At 69.9% G+C, this 16639-nt stretch carries 18 protein-coding genes; 10 read left to right on the plus strand and 8 right to left on the minus strand.

The genetic code is table 11. From position 1 onward, the window contains the following. The first annotated feature begins 381 nt into the window (after positions 1-381). On the plus strand, positions 382-993 hold the full coding sequence (locus ACFYPA_RS22620) for a hypothetical protein (protein ID WP_359313372.1): 612 nt from the start codon (positions 382-384) through the stop codon (positions 991-993). Between the two features lie 272 nt (positions 994-1265). Here the strand turns inward: ACFYPA_RS22620 and ACFYPA_RS22625 are convergent, their stop codons facing one another. Further along, positions 1266-1859: a hypothetical protein gene (locus ACFYPA_RS22625; protein ID WP_359078872.1), complete on the minus strand. Its 594-nt coding sequence runs from the start codon at positions 1857-1859 to the stop codon at positions 1266-1268. Positions 1860-2195: 336 nt separating this feature from the next. Between ACFYPA_RS22625 and ACFYPA_RS22630 the strand changes: the two genes are divergently transcribed. After that, entirely contained in the window at positions 2196-2699 is a 504-nt protein-coding gene (locus ACFYPA_RS22630) for a DinB family protein (RefSeq protein WP_359078870.1), read from the plus strand. Here the strand turns inward: ACFYPA_RS22630 and ACFYPA_RS22635 are convergent. Further along, positions 2696-3640, minus strand: a complete 945-nt coding sequence (locus ACFYPA_RS22635; protein ID WP_389133833.1) for a YihY/virulence factor BrkB family protein — start codon at positions 3638-3640, stop codon at positions 2696-2698. The genes ACFYPA_RS22630 and ACFYPA_RS22635 overlap by 4 nt on opposite strands. Before the next feature lie 239 nt (positions 3641-3879). On the opposite strand from ACFYPA_RS22635, the gene ACFYPA_RS22640 reads away from it, so the two are divergent. Further along, on the plus strand, positions 3880-4284 hold the full coding sequence (locus ACFYPA_RS22640; RefSeq protein WP_389133835.1) for a hypothetical protein: 405 nt from the start codon (positions 3880-3882) through the stop codon (positions 4282-4284). Next, a complete protein-coding gene (locus tag ACFYPA_RS22645) occupies positions 4281-4577 on the plus strand; it encodes a hypothetical protein (protein ID WP_359078866.1) in 297 nt (98 codons plus the stop codon). Before ACFYPA_RS22640 ends, ACFYPA_RS22645 begins: the two co-directional genes overlap by 4 nt. A 138-nt stretch (positions 4578-4715) precedes the next feature. On the opposite strand, the gene ACFYPA_RS22650 is transcribed toward ACFYPA_RS22645, so the two are convergent. Next, positions 4716-5687 (minus strand): nitroreductase/quinone reductase family protein, encoded by a 972-nt coding sequence (locus ACFYPA_RS22650; protein WP_389133837.1) that lies wholly within the window; start codon positions 5685-5687, stop codon positions 4716-4718. Positions 5688-6189: 502 nt separating this feature from the next. On the opposite strand from ACFYPA_RS22650, the gene ACFYPA_RS22655 reads away from it, so the two are divergent. Further along, positions 6190-7143 carry an FG-GAP repeat domain-containing protein gene (locus ACFYPA_RS22655; RefSeq protein ID WP_389133840.1) on the plus strand — a complete coding sequence of 318 codons (954 nt, stop codon included), beginning with the start codon at positions 6190-6192 and terminating at the stop codon, positions 7141-7143. A 65-nt stretch (positions 7144-7208) separates the two neighbouring features. Here the strand turns inward: ACFYPA_RS22655 and ACFYPA_RS22660 are convergent, their stop codons facing one another. Continuing rightward, positions 7209-7595: a hypothetical protein gene (locus tag ACFYPA_RS22660; protein ID WP_389133843.1), complete on the minus strand. Its 387-nt coding sequence runs from the start codon at positions 7593-7595 to the stop codon at positions 7209-7211. Between the two features lie 371 nt (positions 7596-7966). Between ACFYPA_RS22660 and ACFYPA_RS22665 the strand changes: the two genes are divergently transcribed. Then, positions 7967-9214 carry a hypothetical protein gene (locus tag ACFYPA_RS22665; RefSeq protein ID WP_389133846.1) on the plus strand — a complete coding sequence of 416 codons (1248 nt, stop codon included), beginning with the start codon at positions 7967-7969 and terminating at the stop codon, positions 9212-9214. A 292-nt stretch (positions 9215-9506) separates the two neighbouring features. Then, complete coding sequence (locus ACFYPA_RS22670; RefSeq protein ID WP_389133849.1) at positions 9507-11822, plus strand: FG-GAP repeat domain-containing protein; 2316 nt, start codon at positions 9507-9509, stop codon at positions 11820-11822. Between the two features lie 236 nt (positions 11823-12058). On the opposite strand, the gene ACFYPA_RS22675 is transcribed toward ACFYPA_RS22670, so the two are convergent. Further along, positions 12059-12469, minus strand: a complete 411-nt coding sequence (locus tag ACFYPA_RS22675) for a RidA family protein (RefSeq protein ID WP_389133852.1) — start codon at positions 12467-12469, stop codon at positions 12059-12061. An 80-nt stretch (positions 12470-12549) separates the two neighbouring features. On the opposite strand from ACFYPA_RS22675, the gene ACFYPA_RS22680 reads away from it, so the two are divergent. After that, entirely contained in the window at positions 12550-12921 is a 372-nt protein-coding gene (locus tag ACFYPA_RS22680; protein ID WP_359078851.1) for a helix-turn-helix domain-containing protein, read from the plus strand. 91 nt (positions 12922-13012) lie between these two features. On the opposite strand, the gene ACFYPA_RS22685 is transcribed toward ACFYPA_RS22680, so the two are convergent. Next, positions 13013-13552 carry an ATP-binding protein gene (locus ACFYPA_RS22685; protein ID WP_359350495.1) on the minus strand — a complete coding sequence of 180 codons (540 nt, stop codon included), beginning with the start codon at positions 13550-13552 and terminating at the stop codon, positions 13013-13015. Positions 13553-13862: 310 nt separating this feature from the next. Here ACFYPA_RS22685 and ACFYPA_RS22690 point away from each other — a divergent pair, with 310 nt between their 5' ends. Both ACFYPA_RS22690 and ACFYPA_RS22695 read left to right on the plus strand, forming a co-directional pair. After that, positions 13863-14714 (plus strand): helix-turn-helix domain-containing protein, encoded by an 852-nt coding sequence (locus ACFYPA_RS22690; protein WP_389133856.1) that lies wholly within the window; start codon positions 13863-13865, stop codon positions 14712-14714. Positions 14715-14725: 11 nt separating this feature from the next. Next, complete coding sequence (locus ACFYPA_RS22695) at positions 14726-14917, plus strand: hypothetical protein (RefSeq protein ID WP_359078845.1); 192 nt, start codon at positions 14726-14728, stop codon at positions 14915-14917. Positions 14918-15374: 457 nt separating this feature from the next. On the opposite strand, the gene ACFYPA_RS22700 is transcribed toward ACFYPA_RS22695, so the two are convergent. Beyond that, positions 15375-16022, minus strand: coding sequence for an OmpA family protein (locus ACFYPA_RS22700; RefSeq protein ID WP_389134146.1), 648 nt, complete (start codon positions 16020-16022; stop codon positions 15375-15377). An 8-nt stretch (positions 16023-16030) separates the two neighbouring features. Further along, positions 16031-16630, minus strand: coding sequence for a hypothetical protein (locus ACFYPA_RS22705; RefSeq protein ID WP_389133860.1), 600 nt, complete (start codon positions 16628-16630; stop codon positions 16031-16033). Between the last annotated feature and the right edge of the window lie 9 nt (positions 16631-16639).

Here is a 16639-nt window from a genome sequence, read left to right on the forward strand (position 1 = left end):
ACGTACGCGACCAACGCCGCACCCGACGACCCAACTCCCCCATGGATGACATGCTTTTGACCCTAGGGCCGCAACCGACCCACCGTCATGGGCCCACAGACCCAAAGCCGCGCACACGTGAGGCGACCACCCCTGCGGCGCCGACGGTCAGGCCGCGGGCACCCCGCCCGCGGCGAGGCTCCGCGCGTCCGGCGAGCCGGCTCGTCCGCCCCGCCTCCGACCGCAGCACCCCGCCCTCATCCCGACCCCGCCCGCGTGGGCCCGACTTTGGTGCCATAGGCCCAGGTCACCCCGGGCGGATCGCCGTACGCTCGCCCCACTCCCGGTGGTCGGAGCATGCCGAGGACGGACCGGGCGAGTGACGTCGGAGAGGGAGAGACCGTGAACGGTGGCAGCGGCTGGGCAGACGGCAGCGCGGGGCACCGGCCCCCGGGGCACGGACCCGGCCGTACGGGGAGAGGCGGCGGCGCGGGGGCGTTGTCGGCGCTGGGCCGGAGCTGGGCCGTCGGTGCCGTCGTCCACGTCATCGCCGCGTACGTGATCTCCCGCGGGCTCGTCGACCCACTGGCCACCGACGAACGGCTGGACGTCTTCACCTGGCGGCTGGGCCTCCAGCACGTACCCGCCCTCCTCATCACCGTGGTCACCGTGCCGGCCGCCGCCCGGGTCCTGCCCGCTGAGCGGCGCGCGTCCCGGCCGCTGCACCTGTCGGCCGCGCTCGGCGTCCCGGTGGCCGCCCTCGGCTACGGGTACGCGGTGCTGTGGCAGGTCTCCGACCTGGAGGGGGCCCTGATGCCCGTCGTCACGCTGGCGACCGGAGCGGCGGTGGGCCTGGCCGTGGACCGGCTGATGGACGACGGAGACACGGTGTCGCCGCGGTCCGCCCCGTACTCCTGGCGTGACGGCGGTGCCACCGCCACGGGGTACGTCGGGGGGATCCTCGTGGCCACCGGCATGGTCGCGACGCTCGCCGCGGCGGGGGTCGTCGGCTGAGGGCTGCCCGACAGCTGCTCGTGTGAGGGGTCGTGGCGGGCGCCCGCTACCGCGCCGGACTTCCCCTTGCCTCACTCGTCCTCCGGCTCCGCGAGCCGGGGGACAGCCGTCGCCGAGGGCACCGTGGGCTGATTGCATGCCCATCAGTGCCGCGGTGAGCTTGGGGGAACAGTGAGCGTGCCGGGCCTGATCGTCTACGACGGCGTCGCAGCCCTGCTTCTGCTGACAGCGGCCGCCACGCATGTGCAGATGCCCGGGCCCGCGGGCCCCGCCTACCGGTTCGGCACGTCACTTCCGTACACGATCCAGGGCGACTGCTCGAACGAGTTCACCCCGGACAACTGCGGTTGCACGGCAGCCACTTCCGGCTGCACCGCCAGCGTGTCCGGCCAGTGGTCGAAGTACACCGTCCCCCGCACGATGAACCCCCTCCAGTCGGTGGCCGCCGACGCGCCCTCCCGGTCGACCACGAACCCGACGCAGAGCACCGAAGCCCTCCCTATCGCCTCCCGCACCGCGCGGACGACCGTCTCCCGCTCGTCCCGGCTCAGGCCTCCGAGGGCGAACTGCAGCACCACTGTGCCGTCGTCCGTCCGCCGAACGCGGGCGGGCACCTCGGAACCGCTGGGCAGCCAGAGCAGGAAGTCGACCTGGTCCAGCCGTTGCAGGCCGGCCAGGAGCACGAGCTGGTCCCTCGTCACCCACGACTGGGTGACGGTCCGCCGGGGCCCCGACCCGGTCAGCGTGATGCGCCGGGTGACCGGGTGGTCCGGCCGCACGCCCGCCGCTTCCAGGTCACCGAGCAGCGACTCGGCGTCGGGGCGGTTCCAGCCCAGGTGGTACGAGTAGAAGAATCCGTCACTCATCGACACGTCACCTCATGATGAGAATCTGGGCACCCCGGATTCACCCCGGCCCATGCCGGATGAGAGGTGGCCGCCCTGCTGGTCAGGTAGAGCGTGAAGTCAGGTGGAGCGCGAAGATCCCTGCGCCCGGGAGCCGCACCCGCTCCGCCGCCGATCGGGCGGCGTCGCGAGGGGCTCACGGTTGGTCACCATGAGCGTAGTGAGCACCGCCGCCCGGTGCGTGGGCCCACGGGCCCACGGGCGGACCCCAATGGGGCGCGGGGGCGGCTGCCAAGTGGTGGCTCCGGGCCGTTAAGTGGTGGACAGGGGCCCGCGCACCGGCCATCGTGTACGCCGATGACACGCACCGATTCGCCTCCCGCCTGGGACGAGCGCACCCAGCTGACCACCTTCCTCGACTACGTCCGTGCCACCGCGGTGGCCAAGTGCGAGGGACTCTCGCAGGAGGACGCGGTCAGGGCCCCGCTCCCGGGTTCTCCGCTGATGACCCTCGCGGGTCTCGTCAACCATCTTCGCTGGGTCGAGTACTTCTGGTTCGAGGTCCAGTTCCTCGGCGGGGAGGACGAGGGCCCCTGGACGGACGAGGACCCCGACCGCGAGATGCGCATCGCCGTCGACATGCCGATCGCCGACGTGCTGTCGGAGTACGAGGCGCAATGCGCCCGCTACCGCGAGCTCGTCGCCGCCCATGACCTCGACACCGCGGCCAAGAACCCGCGCAGGGACGGCCGGCATCCCGATCTTCGCTGGATCGTGCACCACCTCATCGAGGAGACGGCCCGGCACAACGGCCACATCGACATCATCCGGGAGATCGTCGACGGCACCACGGGCGACTAGGACCGCTCCGAGACGCTGCCTGGCGCCGGGCTCCTCCGGGCCGGATCGCGACGCTGTCCGGCCCGGTTCAGCTCGACGTTGAACTGCGCGCCGGCCAGCAGCGCCAGGTTGGTGAACCACACCCAGATCAGGAACACCACCAGCCCGGCCAGTGAGCCGTACAGCCTGCTGTAGGACCCGATGTAGGTCGCGTACAGCGCGAAGCCCGCCGAGGCGGCCAGCCACAGCAGCGCGGCCAGCATCCCGCCCGGCAGGCTCTGCCGCGTACCGCGCGCGGACGCCGGTCCGGTCCGGAAGAGGACCATGATCAGGCAGGCGACGAGACAGAGCAGCACCGGCCACTTCAGCACGCCCCACACCGCGTCCCCCAGATGCGCGAGCCCCATCCGGTGCCCGAGCCAGCGGGCCAGCGGTCCGGAGAGCACGAGAGCGAACGCGCTGGCCATCAGGAGCAGCAGCAGCCCGATCGCGGAAACCACGATGATGTGGGCCTTGCGCAGGGCGGGCCGGGTGTCGGGCACGCCGTGCATCGCGTGCAGCGCCCGCCGGAACACGGCCAGATAGCTGGACGCGGACCACACCGCGCTGACGGTCCCGGTCGCGACCAGCAGCCAGACCGCGGTGCGCTGATGGGTGGCCGCCTCCAGCGGCTGACGCAGCGCGGCGCCGGACTCCGCCGGGGCGAAGGCGGTGATGTCGGCGATCAGCGCGTCCGTGGCCCCGGGACTGCTCAGCCCGATGACGGACACCGTCACCAGGAGTGCGGGGAGCAGGGCGAGGATGGCGTAGTACGTGAGGGCCGCCGCCCAGTCCGACAGGTCGTCGTTCCACAGCGAGACCGGCGTCCGCCGCAACGCGACGGGCCAGTGCCGCGGCTTCCCGGACCGGCCGGACGCCCGGGCCGGCGCCCCGGCACGGGTGCCGTTGATCTTGCTGAACACGGATGAGGCTCCGGGGATGTAGAGGGTCGGCACGGTCGGACACCCACCGCCGCGGGAGCGTGGCGAAGGGCATGGGGACGCCGTGTGCTGCCTCTTCGTCTTCTGCTCCGGTACGCCCCCGGTACACCCGTTTCCTCCGGGGCGGGCGCGGGCCCGGCAGGGGCGTCGGCGGAGCCCGCCACCATCTCCCACGCGCTCCGGCCGCCGCCGTTGTCACACCCCGGTCGTACGCTCCCCTCATGAGCGTCTCCCTCTACTACAGCGCGCACCGCGCGACACCGCTGACCGAGGCCGAGTCCGCGGCCGTCGAGCGGGTCGTCGCCGCGCACATGGCGTCGTTCCCGTACGAAGACGAGGAAAGCCTGTACCTGTACGACCGGACCGCCGCCGAGCCGGAGAAGATCGTCGCCGGGTCGACCAAGATGCCGTTCGACCCCGGCCGGCTGATGCCCGTGATCGCCCATGTGCTGGATTCCGTGTCGGAGTTGCGCCGGGCCCTGCCGGATGCGCGGTGGCGCGTGCACATGGATGATCTCGACGTCGAGTGGGACGAGGAGGAGGGGTACGCCCTGCCCGGAATGCGTGACGCGGACCTGATCGCCGAGCTCTCGGCGGCCCGGGGCGAGGACGAGGCGGCCCGATGAGCGAGGGGAACGCGGGGGCGGCCACGGGCTCCGCCCCGCCGACGCCGGGGCAGCGACAGCTCCTCGAGTTCGGTGCGGCGCTGTATCGCCGCATAGCGCCCGACGCCGCTCTCGGCCATGTGCTGCTGCCCGAGGACGACGTGGTGGCGGTCGTGCACCAGGTGCGGGGCGGCGGGACCGTTCTGGTGGGGGCCGACCGGTCGGTGCTCTTCTCCCCCTCGTCCCGCGACATCGGTGTCGCGCTGGCCGAGTTCCGGGCGGGCGCGCGGACGCCCGTGGAACGGTTCGGGTAGCGCGCGGTCCGCTCGGTGCTCCCGGTCGTGGGCGGCGAAGCAGGGTCCGGGTTCCCCGGGCAGGCCCCCTCCGGTACGCCTACGGGGCCCGGCGCCGGACTGAGGACCGCGGACGGCCCCCGGTCCGGCGCCGTCGCTTCACTCCGCCGCGCCCGCACCCCCTTCCGCACCGGCCGGCGGCGCGGGCGGCCAGGGCACGTCGGCCAGCAGGGGCACGATGGTCTCGTCCTCGTAGTCGAGGTGGGCGTTCAACTCAGCTGACATCGCATCGAGTTCGGTGCGGAACCGCTGAGGTTCGGCGATGCCGATGCCCGCCAGGAGGTCCGCCAGGTCGCCCTGGATACGGGCCACGGTGCGGTGTTCGTCGCGCAGCCGGTCGAAGACGTCGCCCAACTCCGGGTGGTACCGCGCGATCCCCGGGAACAGGTGCTCGTCCTCGCTGGTGTGGTGGAACTCCAGCGCCTGGCAGAACGCCAGACACCGCTGCCGGATCTGCAGCCCGAGCCCCGGTGCCGGCGGCTCGCCGGGCCCCTGGTGGGCGGCGCGTGCGGCGAAGTGCGCGTCGGTCTCCGCCTTCACCTGACGCAGTTGCCCACGGAGCCAGGTGTGGACCTCCGCCACCTTGTCGGCCAGGGTCCGGACCTCGCGCGGCCGCCCCTCCCACACCTCGGGATCGGCGCGCTCCAGCGCGACGACCAGGGGAACACGGACGGTGGTCGCGGCCCGGCCCCCGGCACCGGTGCCGGCACCAGGGGCAGTCGGCACGGCATGAACGAGCAGGTCCTCGCCCTCCGCGCCCTGGTCAGGAAGGGGAACGGCGAGCGCCTGGTAGTTCCGCGTACCGATCTCCACTCCCACCACCGGGTGGGCGAGCAGATCGTGGTACCAGCCGGGGTGGTTCGGTGTACCGGCGCCGACCCCGACGACGGTGAGCGAGTCGCCTCGGCGTACGTAACCGAGCACGGTGGTCCGCGGGGTTCCGGACACGGGGGCGGTGGTCGTCAGCAGGAGCAGGTCCCGGCCCTCGAAGGGGCCACCGACCTTCCCCTGGTTGGCACGGAACTCCTCGATGACCGTGGTGTCGAGCGGTGCGTTGTCATACGTGGGCATACGGATTTCTGTCTCCGGAGAATGAGGGGTGCGCCACGGCGGCTGCGGCGACTGCGGCAGCGGCCATGGCCGGTGAGGACGCGGGGCTCGCACATGCGGCAGCGCCGCGTCGAATGCTCGGATGCTCAGATGCAGAGCGCGGAGTATGAACTCACGACGGGCTCCTGAGAGAGGGGTGCTCGCCCGACCACCGGCCGGCCCACTGCTCTTTGGCCGGCGCCACGCGGCACCGCGTCCATTACAGCCACGCGCCGGGCGGGCTGTCAACGCGCCGCCCGGGGCGCGTACCGGCCCGGCCGTCGTTCCGCGCACTCGGAGCCACCACACGGACCGCCACTGACGGACGGCCGCTGACGGTCGTCGCGGCGCCGGCCGCCAAGCGGCAACTCCGCCCAGCCGGGCGACTGTCAGTTCCCCGTGAGAGGCTTCGTGCAACGGCAGCACACACCATGTGCCGTTGGGCAAACTGAACAGGCTCAGCAGATCCCTGGGGGGATTCTTCATGATCAGCACCAGACGCCGGCGTACGGTCCGCGGCGCAGTCGCCGCCATCGCTGCCACGGTCGCCCTGGCCGCCACGGCCGGTATCTCCTTCGCTTCCACAGGCGCCGACCCCGTCGGCGCCGACCACGCACGCGCCTCGGCCTCGGCCGAGGCCGAGCGTGCCGCTCAGCGCGCCACGAACCCGGGCCTGCGTGCCGCGGGCGAAGTCGTGGAGACGCCCACGTTCCCCATGACCGCCGTGCACAAGCGCACCTCCGAGCTTTACCTGTACTTCGCCGACCGCGCGGGCGGGTTCGACCCCCAGTACGACGTGGGTGTCACCTACGAGTTCGCCGCCGACGCCATCGATGTCGACAACGACAAGGACGGTTACAGCGACGGGACTTGGAACCTCCGCAAGGACGGGCGGCTGTACTACACCTGGAGTGACGACTTCGACGTGTACAGCAAGCAGGTGGGCAAGGGCTGGGACATCTACACCACGGTCCTCTCCCCCGGCGACCTCGGCGGGGCCAAGGAGGCCGACCTCATCGGCCTGGACAAGGCCGGTGTCCTCTGGGGCTACCTCGGCTACCCGGACGGCACGGTCACCGCGCGCACGCGGATCGGTGGCGGCTGGGGCCAGTACGCCCAGCTCGCCGGTCAGGCCGATCTGACCGGTGACGGAAAGGCTGACATCGTTGCCCAGGACAAGTCCGGCGTCCTGTGGCTCTACAAGGGCACCGGCGACTACAAGTCGCCCTTCGCCGCGCGTACGAGGGTCGGCGGCGGCTGGAACGCGTACGACCGCCTCCTGTCGGTCGGCGACCTCGACTCCGACGGCAGGACGGACCTGGTCGCGCGCAAGCTGAACGGTGACCTGTACCGGTACTCGGGCACCGGCGACGCCTCGGCCGTGTTCAAGAGCCCGGCCGTGATCGGCCACGGCTTCCAGGCCTACAACCTGCTGTAACCGTACGGACGGGCAGGACGCACGAGGCGGGCCGCCTTCCCCGACGGGGACGGCGGCCCGTTCCGTCATCCGGCGGGGCGGACCTTCGCGAACGTCGCCGCCATGACGGGCCCGAGCTCCCTGACGATCTCGTGCCCCGGCTTCCCGGGAAAGGGCAGGTATTCCAGAAACGAGGTCACCACGACCTCATCGATCCCGGGGACGCCCCGTGCGCACTGTTCCTCCAGGAACCGCAGGGTGCGCCGCCAGTCCGGCGCGTCTGCGAGGGCGTCAGCCCGGGCGCCGGCATCCGCCTCGGGACCGACGTACGACCGCACCGTCTCCTGGGTGACGTCCCAGAAGAAGACATGCGGCAGCACCCCGCCCTGGTTGAACACATGCGTGGCGTAGAGGTCCTCGAAGGCGGGGACCTCGGCCACGAGGTCCTTCACGAGTCGCACGTCCGGCGTCATCGCTCCTCGAATCCTTCGCACCCCTCGATCCGCTCGGGCCGACCGCGCCTGACTCCCCGCGTCAGAACGTGTCGCGATCGAAGGGTACGGGCAGCGGTTCGAGCGCTCCGGCTGCGAGCCGTTCCGGTTCGTCCCGACGACCGGCCCGGCGGACGGCCCCACGTGAGAGCGACACGGTGAACTCGGGCCATGCCCCTGTGCGACAACGGAGAACAGGCCATTCCGCCCCTGCCTGATCCCCATGGCTGATTCAGGCTACATCCAGTTGTTACTCATGGCGTTATGTTCGCTCATGCTCGCCGGCATCATGCCGAATGCACCACCACACGGCTCGCACCCGGGCGAGGACCGATCAAAGGGGGAAATGAACAGTGCTTCACACCACAGCGGCCAACCGTTTAGGCAGAGGCCTCATCGCATTCACCGTCGCGGCCACCTCCGCAATAGCCGCCATGAGTTTCGCGGCCTCACCGGCCGTCGCCGGGACGGGGACGACCGCGTCCGCGCAGACTCAGGCGGAGCTCGGCGATGCCTGCACCTCCGCCGATCTCGGCAAGCGCCACGCGTTCATCAAGAGCGCCGAAGTCGCCCCGACGATCACACACTTCAAGGGCTGGTACGTCACCGACGGCTCACTGGGCTCCCAGACGGTCGAGACCACCACCCAGACGGTCATCTCGGTGTCGGTCGGCGAGACGGCCAGCATCGAGGCCGGCTTCGAGGTCGAAGCCCTCAGCAAGGCCGGCACGACCGCGGGCCTGGAGGTGAAGATGTCCTACACCTCCACCGACAGCACCTCGAAGTCGATCACGTGGGACTTCCAGAAGCCCGGCTACTACGGCCTCTACGAGGGAACGAAGAAGGTCACCGGCACGTACGGCAGTCTCAACTGCAACCGGGTCGACCTGGGTGACGGCACCCACGCCCTGAAGTGGGTCGAAGCTCCCGACAGCGGCAGCTACACCACCTACACGACCCTCGAAGAGGGCGCGGTCCGCTGCGAGGACACGGTCCCGGCCGGCAGCGTCATGCGCAAGGCGCAGGAGCTCCTCGACTGCGGCACCACGGTCGCCCGCACCGACCGGGCAGCGGCGGCGAAGGCACCCGCGCCGGTGGCGACGGCGACGCGGCACCCGGCCGACCGGCTCACCAGCCCTGCCGCGTCGCTCACCTGCGCCGCGGGCTACTACAAGATCGGCACACCTGACCAGTCCCTGTTCTGGACCGCGCCCGGATTCCTGCAGGGCGACAACGTCCAGCTGAAGCCTTCGACGATATTCAGCCTCAATCTGGACCAATGGCAAATGTGTCAGGGGCCGGAGATCAACGGCATCGCCGAACAGGTATTCATCAACCACTCGAGCAACAAGTGCCTGGCCATCGCGGAGCAGAGCGCCGGCAATGAGGGGTCTCCCCTGGTGCAGGTCGACTGCAAGACAGATGACCTGCAGCGGTTCTACACCTACCGGGATGTTCCCGGTTCCGAAAAGGTCGGAATCCAGAACAAGTACACCGGCTACATGATCGGTCACGACCGCCATGCCGAAGGCCAGCCCCTGCGCCAGTACAGCAGCGGAAGGCAGGACGGCTCCGGTACGTACGTCCTGCTGAAGGTCTGACGACACCCCACCCCGGTGTGCTCGGACTCGGTCGCCCAACCCCGCCCGGCAGGGACGGGTTGGGCGGCCACTACTTTCGGCCGCCCGGGGGGGGCGGAATGGGACCGGCCCGATTCGAACCGGCGTCCTCCCACCTGCGCGGCCACCCGTCCGAGCCGGACCACCCCCCGCCCGGCTCAACGCCCCCACTCCTGGGGGCGGTAGGGCCCTCCCGAGTGAGAACCCGCAGGCCGCACCGGCTAATGTCCTGCGCTCTAGGGGAGGAGCGCACTTGCGCCACACGCGTGCCCAGATGCACAAGCACAGACCCGGTCGACGTCTGACGGCCCTGGCCGTCACCGCCGTCCTCGCGGCCACCGGGGGAACCCTGGCCGCCGTCCCGGCCACCGCCGCGACGAGCACCACCGGCACCGCCGCTGCCGTGCCGGCGAACGCCGCCGACGCGGCTCCGCAGGAGGCGACCGTACGGTTCCCGCTGAACGCGGAGATCGTCAGCGCCGGCACCACCGGCTTCCTGTCGCGGAGCAACGCCACCGGCCACGAGTACCGCTGGACGCGGTACTCGGACGGCACGTCGACCGTGCTTCCCGCCCCTTCGGTGACCGGCGGGAGCTCGGACATCGTGGTGACGGGGGACGCGGCAGACATCGATGACAGCCGGTTCCTGAAGATCCACGACATGGCCACGCCGTCGGCGCCGCCGGTGGAGGTGGACCTCGCCGACCTCGCAGAGCTCCCCGAGGACTACTGGTTCCGTGGTGTGGTCGGCTCGACTCTGATCGTCATGGTGGACGACCCGGAAGAACTCTGGCAGCCCCACCTCGTCACCGTCGAGGACGGGACCCTGAAGGACCGGGTGGTGACCGGCATGCCGTCGGGGGTGTGCGACCTCAACACGACGGCGTACACCGCGAGCACCGCCCTGTTCGACTGCGGTCTCGGGTACAACGAGGTCCGCGGCAAGGTCATCGTCGATCTCGCCACCGCCACCGTCGTGTCCGAGCATCTCCAGCAGGGCGATCCTTGGCGCATGACCGAGTCCGCCGTCTCCGACACGCACGTGGCGTGGCACGAGGCGAACGATGCGGCCCGGACGATCGTCGTCTCCCGTCGCGGCACGGCCGAGCGCAAGCAGCTCAAGGCGGAGGGCTCCTACGGAGACGACTTCCGGCTGCTCGGCGACTGGGTGACCCTGGGCCAGCCCCGCTCCATCGAGTGGGGCCAGGGCACGTACGCCGGCAACACCCCCGCACCCCCGCGCCCCTTCGTCGCGGAGTCGGCGACGACCGGCGAGACGGTCCAGCTCCTCACGCACCTCTCGTCCGCCGCCCCCGCCCCGGACGGCTCCCTGATGGTGCGGGGCGGCACGGCGGCCGCGGGCGAGGGCCTCTACCGCGTAGCCCTCGGCGCGAACGGGAAGCCGGTCGCCACGATGGTCGCGCCGACCGGTCAGGCGACCGCCGTGACCCTGCTCGGCAACACCGTCCCGACCGCGATCGGCGGTGAGCAGCTGGACAAGGGCATCGACCTGAACTGGGACCTGTCCCGGGGTGACGCGTACGTATGGGCGACGCTGGTCCACGTACGGACCGGACAGCGCAAGCAGTGGCCGCTCGTACGCGAAGGCGGAACGCCGGCACGGCGGACGGTCGGTCTGCACTGGAACGGCAAGGCACTGACTCCCGAGGGCTCCACCGCCCCCGCCCCCGCCCCCAACGGTGAGTACACGTGGGAGATCCTCGCGCAGCCGGACGACGGCATCGGCCCGGAGCTGCGGGCCACCGGGCGGTTCACCGTGTCCCGTCCCGTGGCCCCGCACGACTACGACGACAACGGCACTCCCGACGTGCTGGTCCGCAACACGAGCGGCGCCCTGGCCCGCGTCGCCGTGGAACGGTCGGCGGCGGGCGACAACGTCGTCCACGGAGGCGCGTGGAACGTCGGCTCCGGCTGGCAGGTGTACGACCGGATGGAGTCCGTCGGGAACGTGGCGGGCACGTCGGTGAGCGACGCGATCACCCGGGACAGGAGCGGTGTGCTCTGGCTCTACGAGGGCACCGGCCTGGAGACGAAGACGTTCGGGACCCGGGTGAGGGTCGGCGGCGGCTGGGGGATCTACGACCAGTTCGCGGGCGGCAGCGACCTGACCGGCGACGGCAGGGCCGACGTGGTGGCCACCGACAAGTCCGGCGTCCTCTGGCTCTACCGCGGGACCGGCAACAGCAAGTCCCCCTTCTCCGCACGGAAGATGATCGGTGGCGGCTGGGGCGTCTACAACCAGCTCACCGCCGTCGGCAACCTCGCCGGAGCAGCGGCGGGCGACCTCGTCGCGCGCGACAAGGCCGGTGTGCTCTGGCTCTACCTCGGCAGGGGCGACGGCACCTTCGCCGCCCGTACGAAGATCGGGTCGGGCTGGAACACGTACAAGGACATCATCGGTATCGGTGACGGCAACGGCGACGGCCGCCCCGACCTGCTCGCGCTGAAGCAAGGGGCGAGCCCCGGTTCGTACTTCTACGCGGGCACGGGCGACTGGCGCGCTCCGTTCAAGGGTGCGAAGGGCAACGGCGTGCTGCTGGAAGACCTCTTCTACGAGGCCGGGTTCTGACACCCGAGCACACCTGAGGGCCCTGAGGGCTCTGAGGGCTCTGAGGACACTGAGCGCACCTGCCCCTGAGGCCGGAGCGGCACGGCGCGCGAAGAATCGCGCCCGCCGCTCCGGCCTCGGTGGTGTCTGCCACGCGCCGCACGCCTCGGGTGCGGACACGAGCGTTCTGGTGTTTCGAGGGCGCCGGCTCAAAAGCCGCCCCAGGACCCCCTTGGTCTCCAGCCAAGCCCCAGGGGTCAGTCGAGGAGGGCAGTCGCTTCGACCTCCACGAGCACATCCGGCTCGAAGAGGTACTCGACACCGATCAGGGAAGCCGGCGGCATGGGGATCTGGAGCCCGATCTCCTCGGCGACGGATTCCACACCGGCCATGAAGTCGCCGATCTTCTCCGGGCTCCACCGGGTCACGTAGAACGTCAGGCGCAGCACGTCCGCGAACGAAGCGCCCGCGCCCGCCAGCCCGACGGCGGTGTTGCGCAGTGCATGGGCGACCTGACCTGCCAGGTCACCGGGCGCCACCGGAGTCCCGTCGGCCCGGCGAGCGACCTGCCCGCTGACGTGGACGTGTGTCGCGCCGGTGCCGACGGCCACGTGGTGGTACGGAGTCGGTTGCAGCATGCCTGCGGGCGTGAAGTGCTGGACGGTCATCAGTGTTCTTCCCTCTCCGAGTCAGGTATCCGTAAGCTACTTAGTGGCAGAAGGACACTTCAACGAGACCAGGTTTCTCCATGGATACCGAGGACGAATTCCTCATCGGCCCGCCGCATCGCGAGGTGCTCGACCAGGTCCTGGACAAGTGGTCGCTCAGCGTCCTGAGCGAACTGTGCGAACGCCCCTGCCGCTTCAACGAGTTGCGCCGGGCCATCCCGCAGGTCACGCAGAAGTCGCTGACGGCGACACTTCGGCGACTCGAGCGAAACGGCGTGGTCGAGCGCGAGGTCGTCTCCACCCGCCCGGTGGCCGTCTGCTACCGGATCACGCCCTTCGGCAAGACCCTGCGGCCTCCCATCGACGTACTGCTGGCGTGGGCCTCGGTGAACATGCCCGCCATCACACGCGCCCGTGAAGCCTTCGACGCACGAGAAGAAGCAGGTCGCTGAGCCGTCCCATGCGGCGGACCGGCGGGGCCCCGCGCACAGTCAGCGCACCCTCCGCACCGGCCGAGGCGCCCGTACGGCACACCTTCGCGGCTCAGCGCGGCAGAACCACCCAGGACTTGATACCGCGCTGCGACTGTTCCGCCTCACACACCCCCCATTCCCCTCCCCAGTCGTCGACGACAGCGGCCAGGAGCCACAGGGCCCGCCGGCGCCACGCCTCGCAGAGTGCGGCCGTGTCCGGTTCGGCGTGCTGCGGATGCTGGTCCCAGACCAGGAGCCGGACGGCGTCGGCGCGCCGGCGCAGGGATACGTAGAGCTCCCGGCCGGGGCTCATCCTCGCGGTGACCGAGACGAGCTCGGTGACCGCGTACGTCACCGGCCAGACGTACGTTGCGAGGCCGTGTGCCTCCAGGGCGGCGGCGGTCGCCGTACGGGCGATGCGTGCGCTGCGGATGTCGCCGGGAAGGGTGAAGCTCAGGGAAAGGCGGGGAGCGGACCGCCCGGAGCCGCCTTTCGGGCGGAGATACGGCTGCGGCGGGCGGGGTCGGGCGGAGTTCGCGTACGCATCCGGGTAGGGCGTGCGCGCCTCGGCGACGGCCGGGCAGAGTGCGGTGAGTGGAGATGGGTGCATGACTGACTCCCCGTTACGGGTGACGAGTTGGCGGTGTCCCTCTTCCTCATGGGTGCGCACGAATGGCTCACGCGATACGGACGACGAGCAGTGGCCTGTCCCCCTGACGCGGGCCCGCCCCTCCAGGGGAGGAGGCTGCGGGCAGGACCGCGCGATGCACTTCTTGCTTGTCGCTGCGTGAGCGGTGCGTTACAGAACGTATCGCATGCGGGGTAAATTTACCCTCCCCTCTGGGTGAATGAACCCTTTCGTGGCCACCCGGCGCGCGCACGCGGCAGACTGCCAGTGATCGCACCCGGAAAGGAACGGCATGGCAGCTAGGCCCTCCCCCACCGAACGGCAGAAGCGGCTTGGTTCGGAGCTGCGACGGATGCGCACGGCCGCTGACGTCTCGGCCGAGTCGGCCGCCGGCCTGCTCGGCGTGGACCGGGGAAAGATCTCGAACATCGAGGCCGGAACGCGCCCCATCAGCGCGGAGCGCCTGCAAACCCTTGCGCTCAACTGCGGTTGCACGGACGAGAGATATGTTGAAGCACTGATCAAGATGGCTCATCCCAGCTCTCGTGGCTGGTGGGAGAGGTACAGGGGTGTACTGCCTCAGGGCCTGATCGACATCGCCGAACTGGAGGCCTCCGCGCTCGGCATGCGGGCGGCGTACTCCATGCACATCCCGGGCCTGCTCCAGACGTCGGACCACGCCCTGGCACTCTTCCGGGTAGTTGTCCCCCAATTGCCTGAACCGGAAATCGCACTGCGGCTCGCTCACCGCGTGGAGCGACAGGGGATCCTGGAGGGAGGCTCACCATCGCCCTACACAGGCATCATCCACGAGGCGGCACTTCGCATGCAGTTCGGCGGTCGAGCGGTTGCGCGCAGCCAACTCACGCACCTGGTTACCAGGTCGGAGCAGCCGAATGTGACACTTCTGGTCATCCCCTTCGACGCAGGCGCATTTCCCGGGGCCGGCCAGACCGTCCTGTATGCCGAGGGCGCTGTTCCCCGACTCGACACCGTACAGATCGACAACTCGCACGGTCCCCTCTTCGTCCACTCGGAAGAACAGTTGGCGAAGTATCGGGCGCACTTGGACTGGATGGAAGGAATCGCGCTGCCTCCAGGCAAGTCGCGGGACTTCATCCACAACATCGCACGCCAACTGTGAGGAGACGGCAGATGCCGGACGTCATATGGGAAGACTCATTCTGCGGTGAGGGAAACTCCTGCTACCGCTTCGGGGTGGACAGCGACGGCAACAGCTACATCGCGGTCGCCGGCGCCGAGGACCGGTATCTCACCGACACCCGCGAAGCACTCCAGCAGATGATCCGCGACATCAAGGCCGGCAAGGCCGACCACCTGCTGTGACAGCGCGCGTTCCCGGCGCCGCCGGGGCACTCAGGTAAAGCTCCGACGCCTCGACAACCCAGCGTCTACGAACTACCGCGCAGCGGGCGAGGGTTGCCCCGGAGACGAACACGGTGGAGTACGCCCCCACCTGTCGCTCAGATAAGGCCCCATGACTCACGACAGATCCGACCGCCCCAGCCGCCGCTCCGTACTCGCGTGGGGTGGCGCCGGCGCGCTCACCGCTGCGACCGTCGCCCGGCAAGCATCTACGGCAAGGCCGGACTCACGCAGCCCTCGTGACATGCGCAGGAACGGACTGACGGGCATCAAAGCCTCAGTTCGGGTTCCCGGTCGCAGTGACAGGTAGGGGCGAAGCCCACCGCAAACGGGTCACGGCCGGTGCCGTATGCGAGGTGCATACGACATCGGCCGTGAGGTGGAGCGCAAGGCAACACCGAGGCGCTGCTCCGCCCTGTCAGTCCTCCCCGCGCGGGAAGGAGACCTCCACGCGGCGGTTCTTCTTGCGGCCCTCTTCCGTGCTGTTGTCGGCGATCGGGTACTGCTCGCCGTACCCGCGGATCTCGAAGGTGACGTTCGCGCCCGTGGACGTCACCAGCACCGACTGCACCGCGTCGGCCCGCTGCTTGGAGAGCACGTCACCGTGTGCGGAGGAGCCGAGGTTGTCCGTGAAGCCGAAGACGCGCACCTTCGTGGCGTTCTGCTTCTTGATCTCGGCGCCGATGGCAGCGATACGGGAGTTGGCGGCGGCGCTCAGCTTCGCGCTGTCCTTGCCGAACAGCACCTCGGCCTGGAGCGCGAACTTGATGTCCGCGTTCGTGTCCTCGCGCCGCTCCTCGCCACCCTCGTCCTCGACGACCTGGATGATGTCCAGGACCTTGCCCGGGGCCAGGGTGCCGCCCTCGGGCATCTTGAGGTCGGGGTCGTTGCTATCGAGCTTGACCGGAGGCTCCGACGAAGCCTCGGTGCCCGGAGGAACGCTCGGACCATCGTCTGCGAAGGCCGTTGTCGCGCCGAAGGCCGTCGAGCCTGCCAACAACACAGCTACAGCAAGGGCCCGTCCAGCAAGATGGATTGGCTGGCGCCGTGTGCGGATGGTGTCCATGTCGGCCGTCACCCAGAGATCTTCAGTGAGGCGGTGGCAAAGGTCGGCAACGTGAAGTCGACCTCAGTGCTTGTCGCCGGGGGGGCCGGGAACTGCATGAAGACCGAGATGGATTTGCCTGGCTGGATCGCTGACAGCCCCGTGGTGCAGAGGCACCGCCCATCAGTGTCCCGGAGAATGTAGTAGCGCTTCTTTCCGACCTTGTCCACGAGAGTCGCGCCCGCTACCGAATTCGGATTGTTGGCCAGGATGGCGCTCTCAGTACCAGCCCACTGACCGGCACTTCGAATTCCGTCTCCAGCATTTTTGATCACACCGCTGACAGTGACGAACCCACCGCTGTCTCGCTTGACCTCATTGACGATAAGAGTCAGCCCATCGCGCCCGTTGACTTGGGCAAGATTGGCATTCGTGTCCACCGGGTCCCCGGCGGCCGTATCTCCGTTCGCCCCCTTGTCCCCGCCTGAGGACTTGGAGGACGATGCCCCAGGGTCCTTTGTCTTTCCTCCGTCATCACCACCGCAACCGGTGACGACGAAGGCCAAGGCGGCCGCCACCGAGGCAGCGGCCACTGCCCTTCGGGACTTCGTGGTGCGCCGAATACTCATGGGTTCAGA

Origin of the sequence: Streptomyces sp. NPDC005775 (genome assembly GCF_042871565.1) — a bacterium.
Classification (GTDB): Bacteria; Actinomycetota; Actinomycetes; order Streptomycetales; family Streptomycetaceae; genus Streptomyces.

Coding starts and splice junctions, on each gene's coding strand:
- ACFYPA_RS22625 (WP_359078872.1), bottom strand. CDS start 1,859: ATGAGTGACGGATTCTTCTACTCGTACCACCTGGGCTGGAACCGCCCC.
- ACFYPA_RS22630 (WP_359078870.1), top strand. CDS start 2,196: ATGACACGCACCGATTCGCCTCCCGCCTGGGACGAGCGCACCCAGCTG.
- ACFYPA_RS22640 (WP_389133835.1), top strand. CDS start 3,880: ATGAGCGTCTCCCTCTACTACAGCGCGCACCGCGCGACACCGCTGACC.
- ACFYPA_RS22645 (WP_359078866.1), top strand. CDS start 4,281: ATGAGCGAGGGGAACGCGGGGGCGGCCACGGGCTCCGCCCCGCCGACG.
- ACFYPA_RS22650 (WP_389133837.1), bottom strand. CDS start 5,687: ATGCCCACGTATGACAACGCACCGCTCGACACCACGGTCATCGAGGAG.
- ACFYPA_RS22655 (WP_389133840.1), top strand. CDS start 6,190: ATGATCAGCACCAGACGCCGGCGTACGGTCCGCGGCGCAGTCGCCGCC.
- ACFYPA_RS22660 (WP_389133843.1), bottom strand. CDS start 7,595: ATGACGCCGGACGTGCGACTCGTGAAGGACCTCGTGGCCGAGGTCCCC.
- ACFYPA_RS22670 (WP_389133849.1), top strand. CDS start 9,507: ATGCACAAGCACAGACCCGGTCGACGTCTGACGGCCCTGGCCGTCACC.
- ACFYPA_RS22675 (WP_389133852.1), bottom strand. CDS start 12,469: ATGACCGTCCAGCACTTCACGCCCGCAGGCATGCTGCAACCGACTCCG.
- ACFYPA_RS22680 (WP_359078851.1), top strand. CDS start 12,550: ATGGATACCGAGGACGAATTCCTCATCGGCCCGCCGCATCGCGAGGTG.
- ACFYPA_RS22685 (WP_359350495.1), bottom strand. CDS start 13,552: ATGCACCCATCTCCACTCACCGCACTCTGCCCGGCCGTCGCCGAGGCG.
- ACFYPA_RS22690 (WP_389133856.1), top strand. CDS start 13,863: ATGGCAGCTAGGCCCTCCCCCACCGAACGGCAGAAGCGGCTTGGTTCG.
- ACFYPA_RS22695 (WP_359078845.1), top strand. CDS start 14,726: ATGCCGGACGTCATATGGGAAGACTCATTCTGCGGTGAGGGAAACTCC.
- ACFYPA_RS22700 (WP_389134146.1), bottom strand. CDS start 16,022: ATGGACACCATCCGCACACGGCGCCAGCCAATCCATCTTGCTGGACGG.
- ACFYPA_RS22705 (WP_389133860.1), bottom strand. CDS start 16,630: ATGAGTATTCGGCGCACCACGAAGTCCCGAAGGGCAGTGGCCGCTGCC.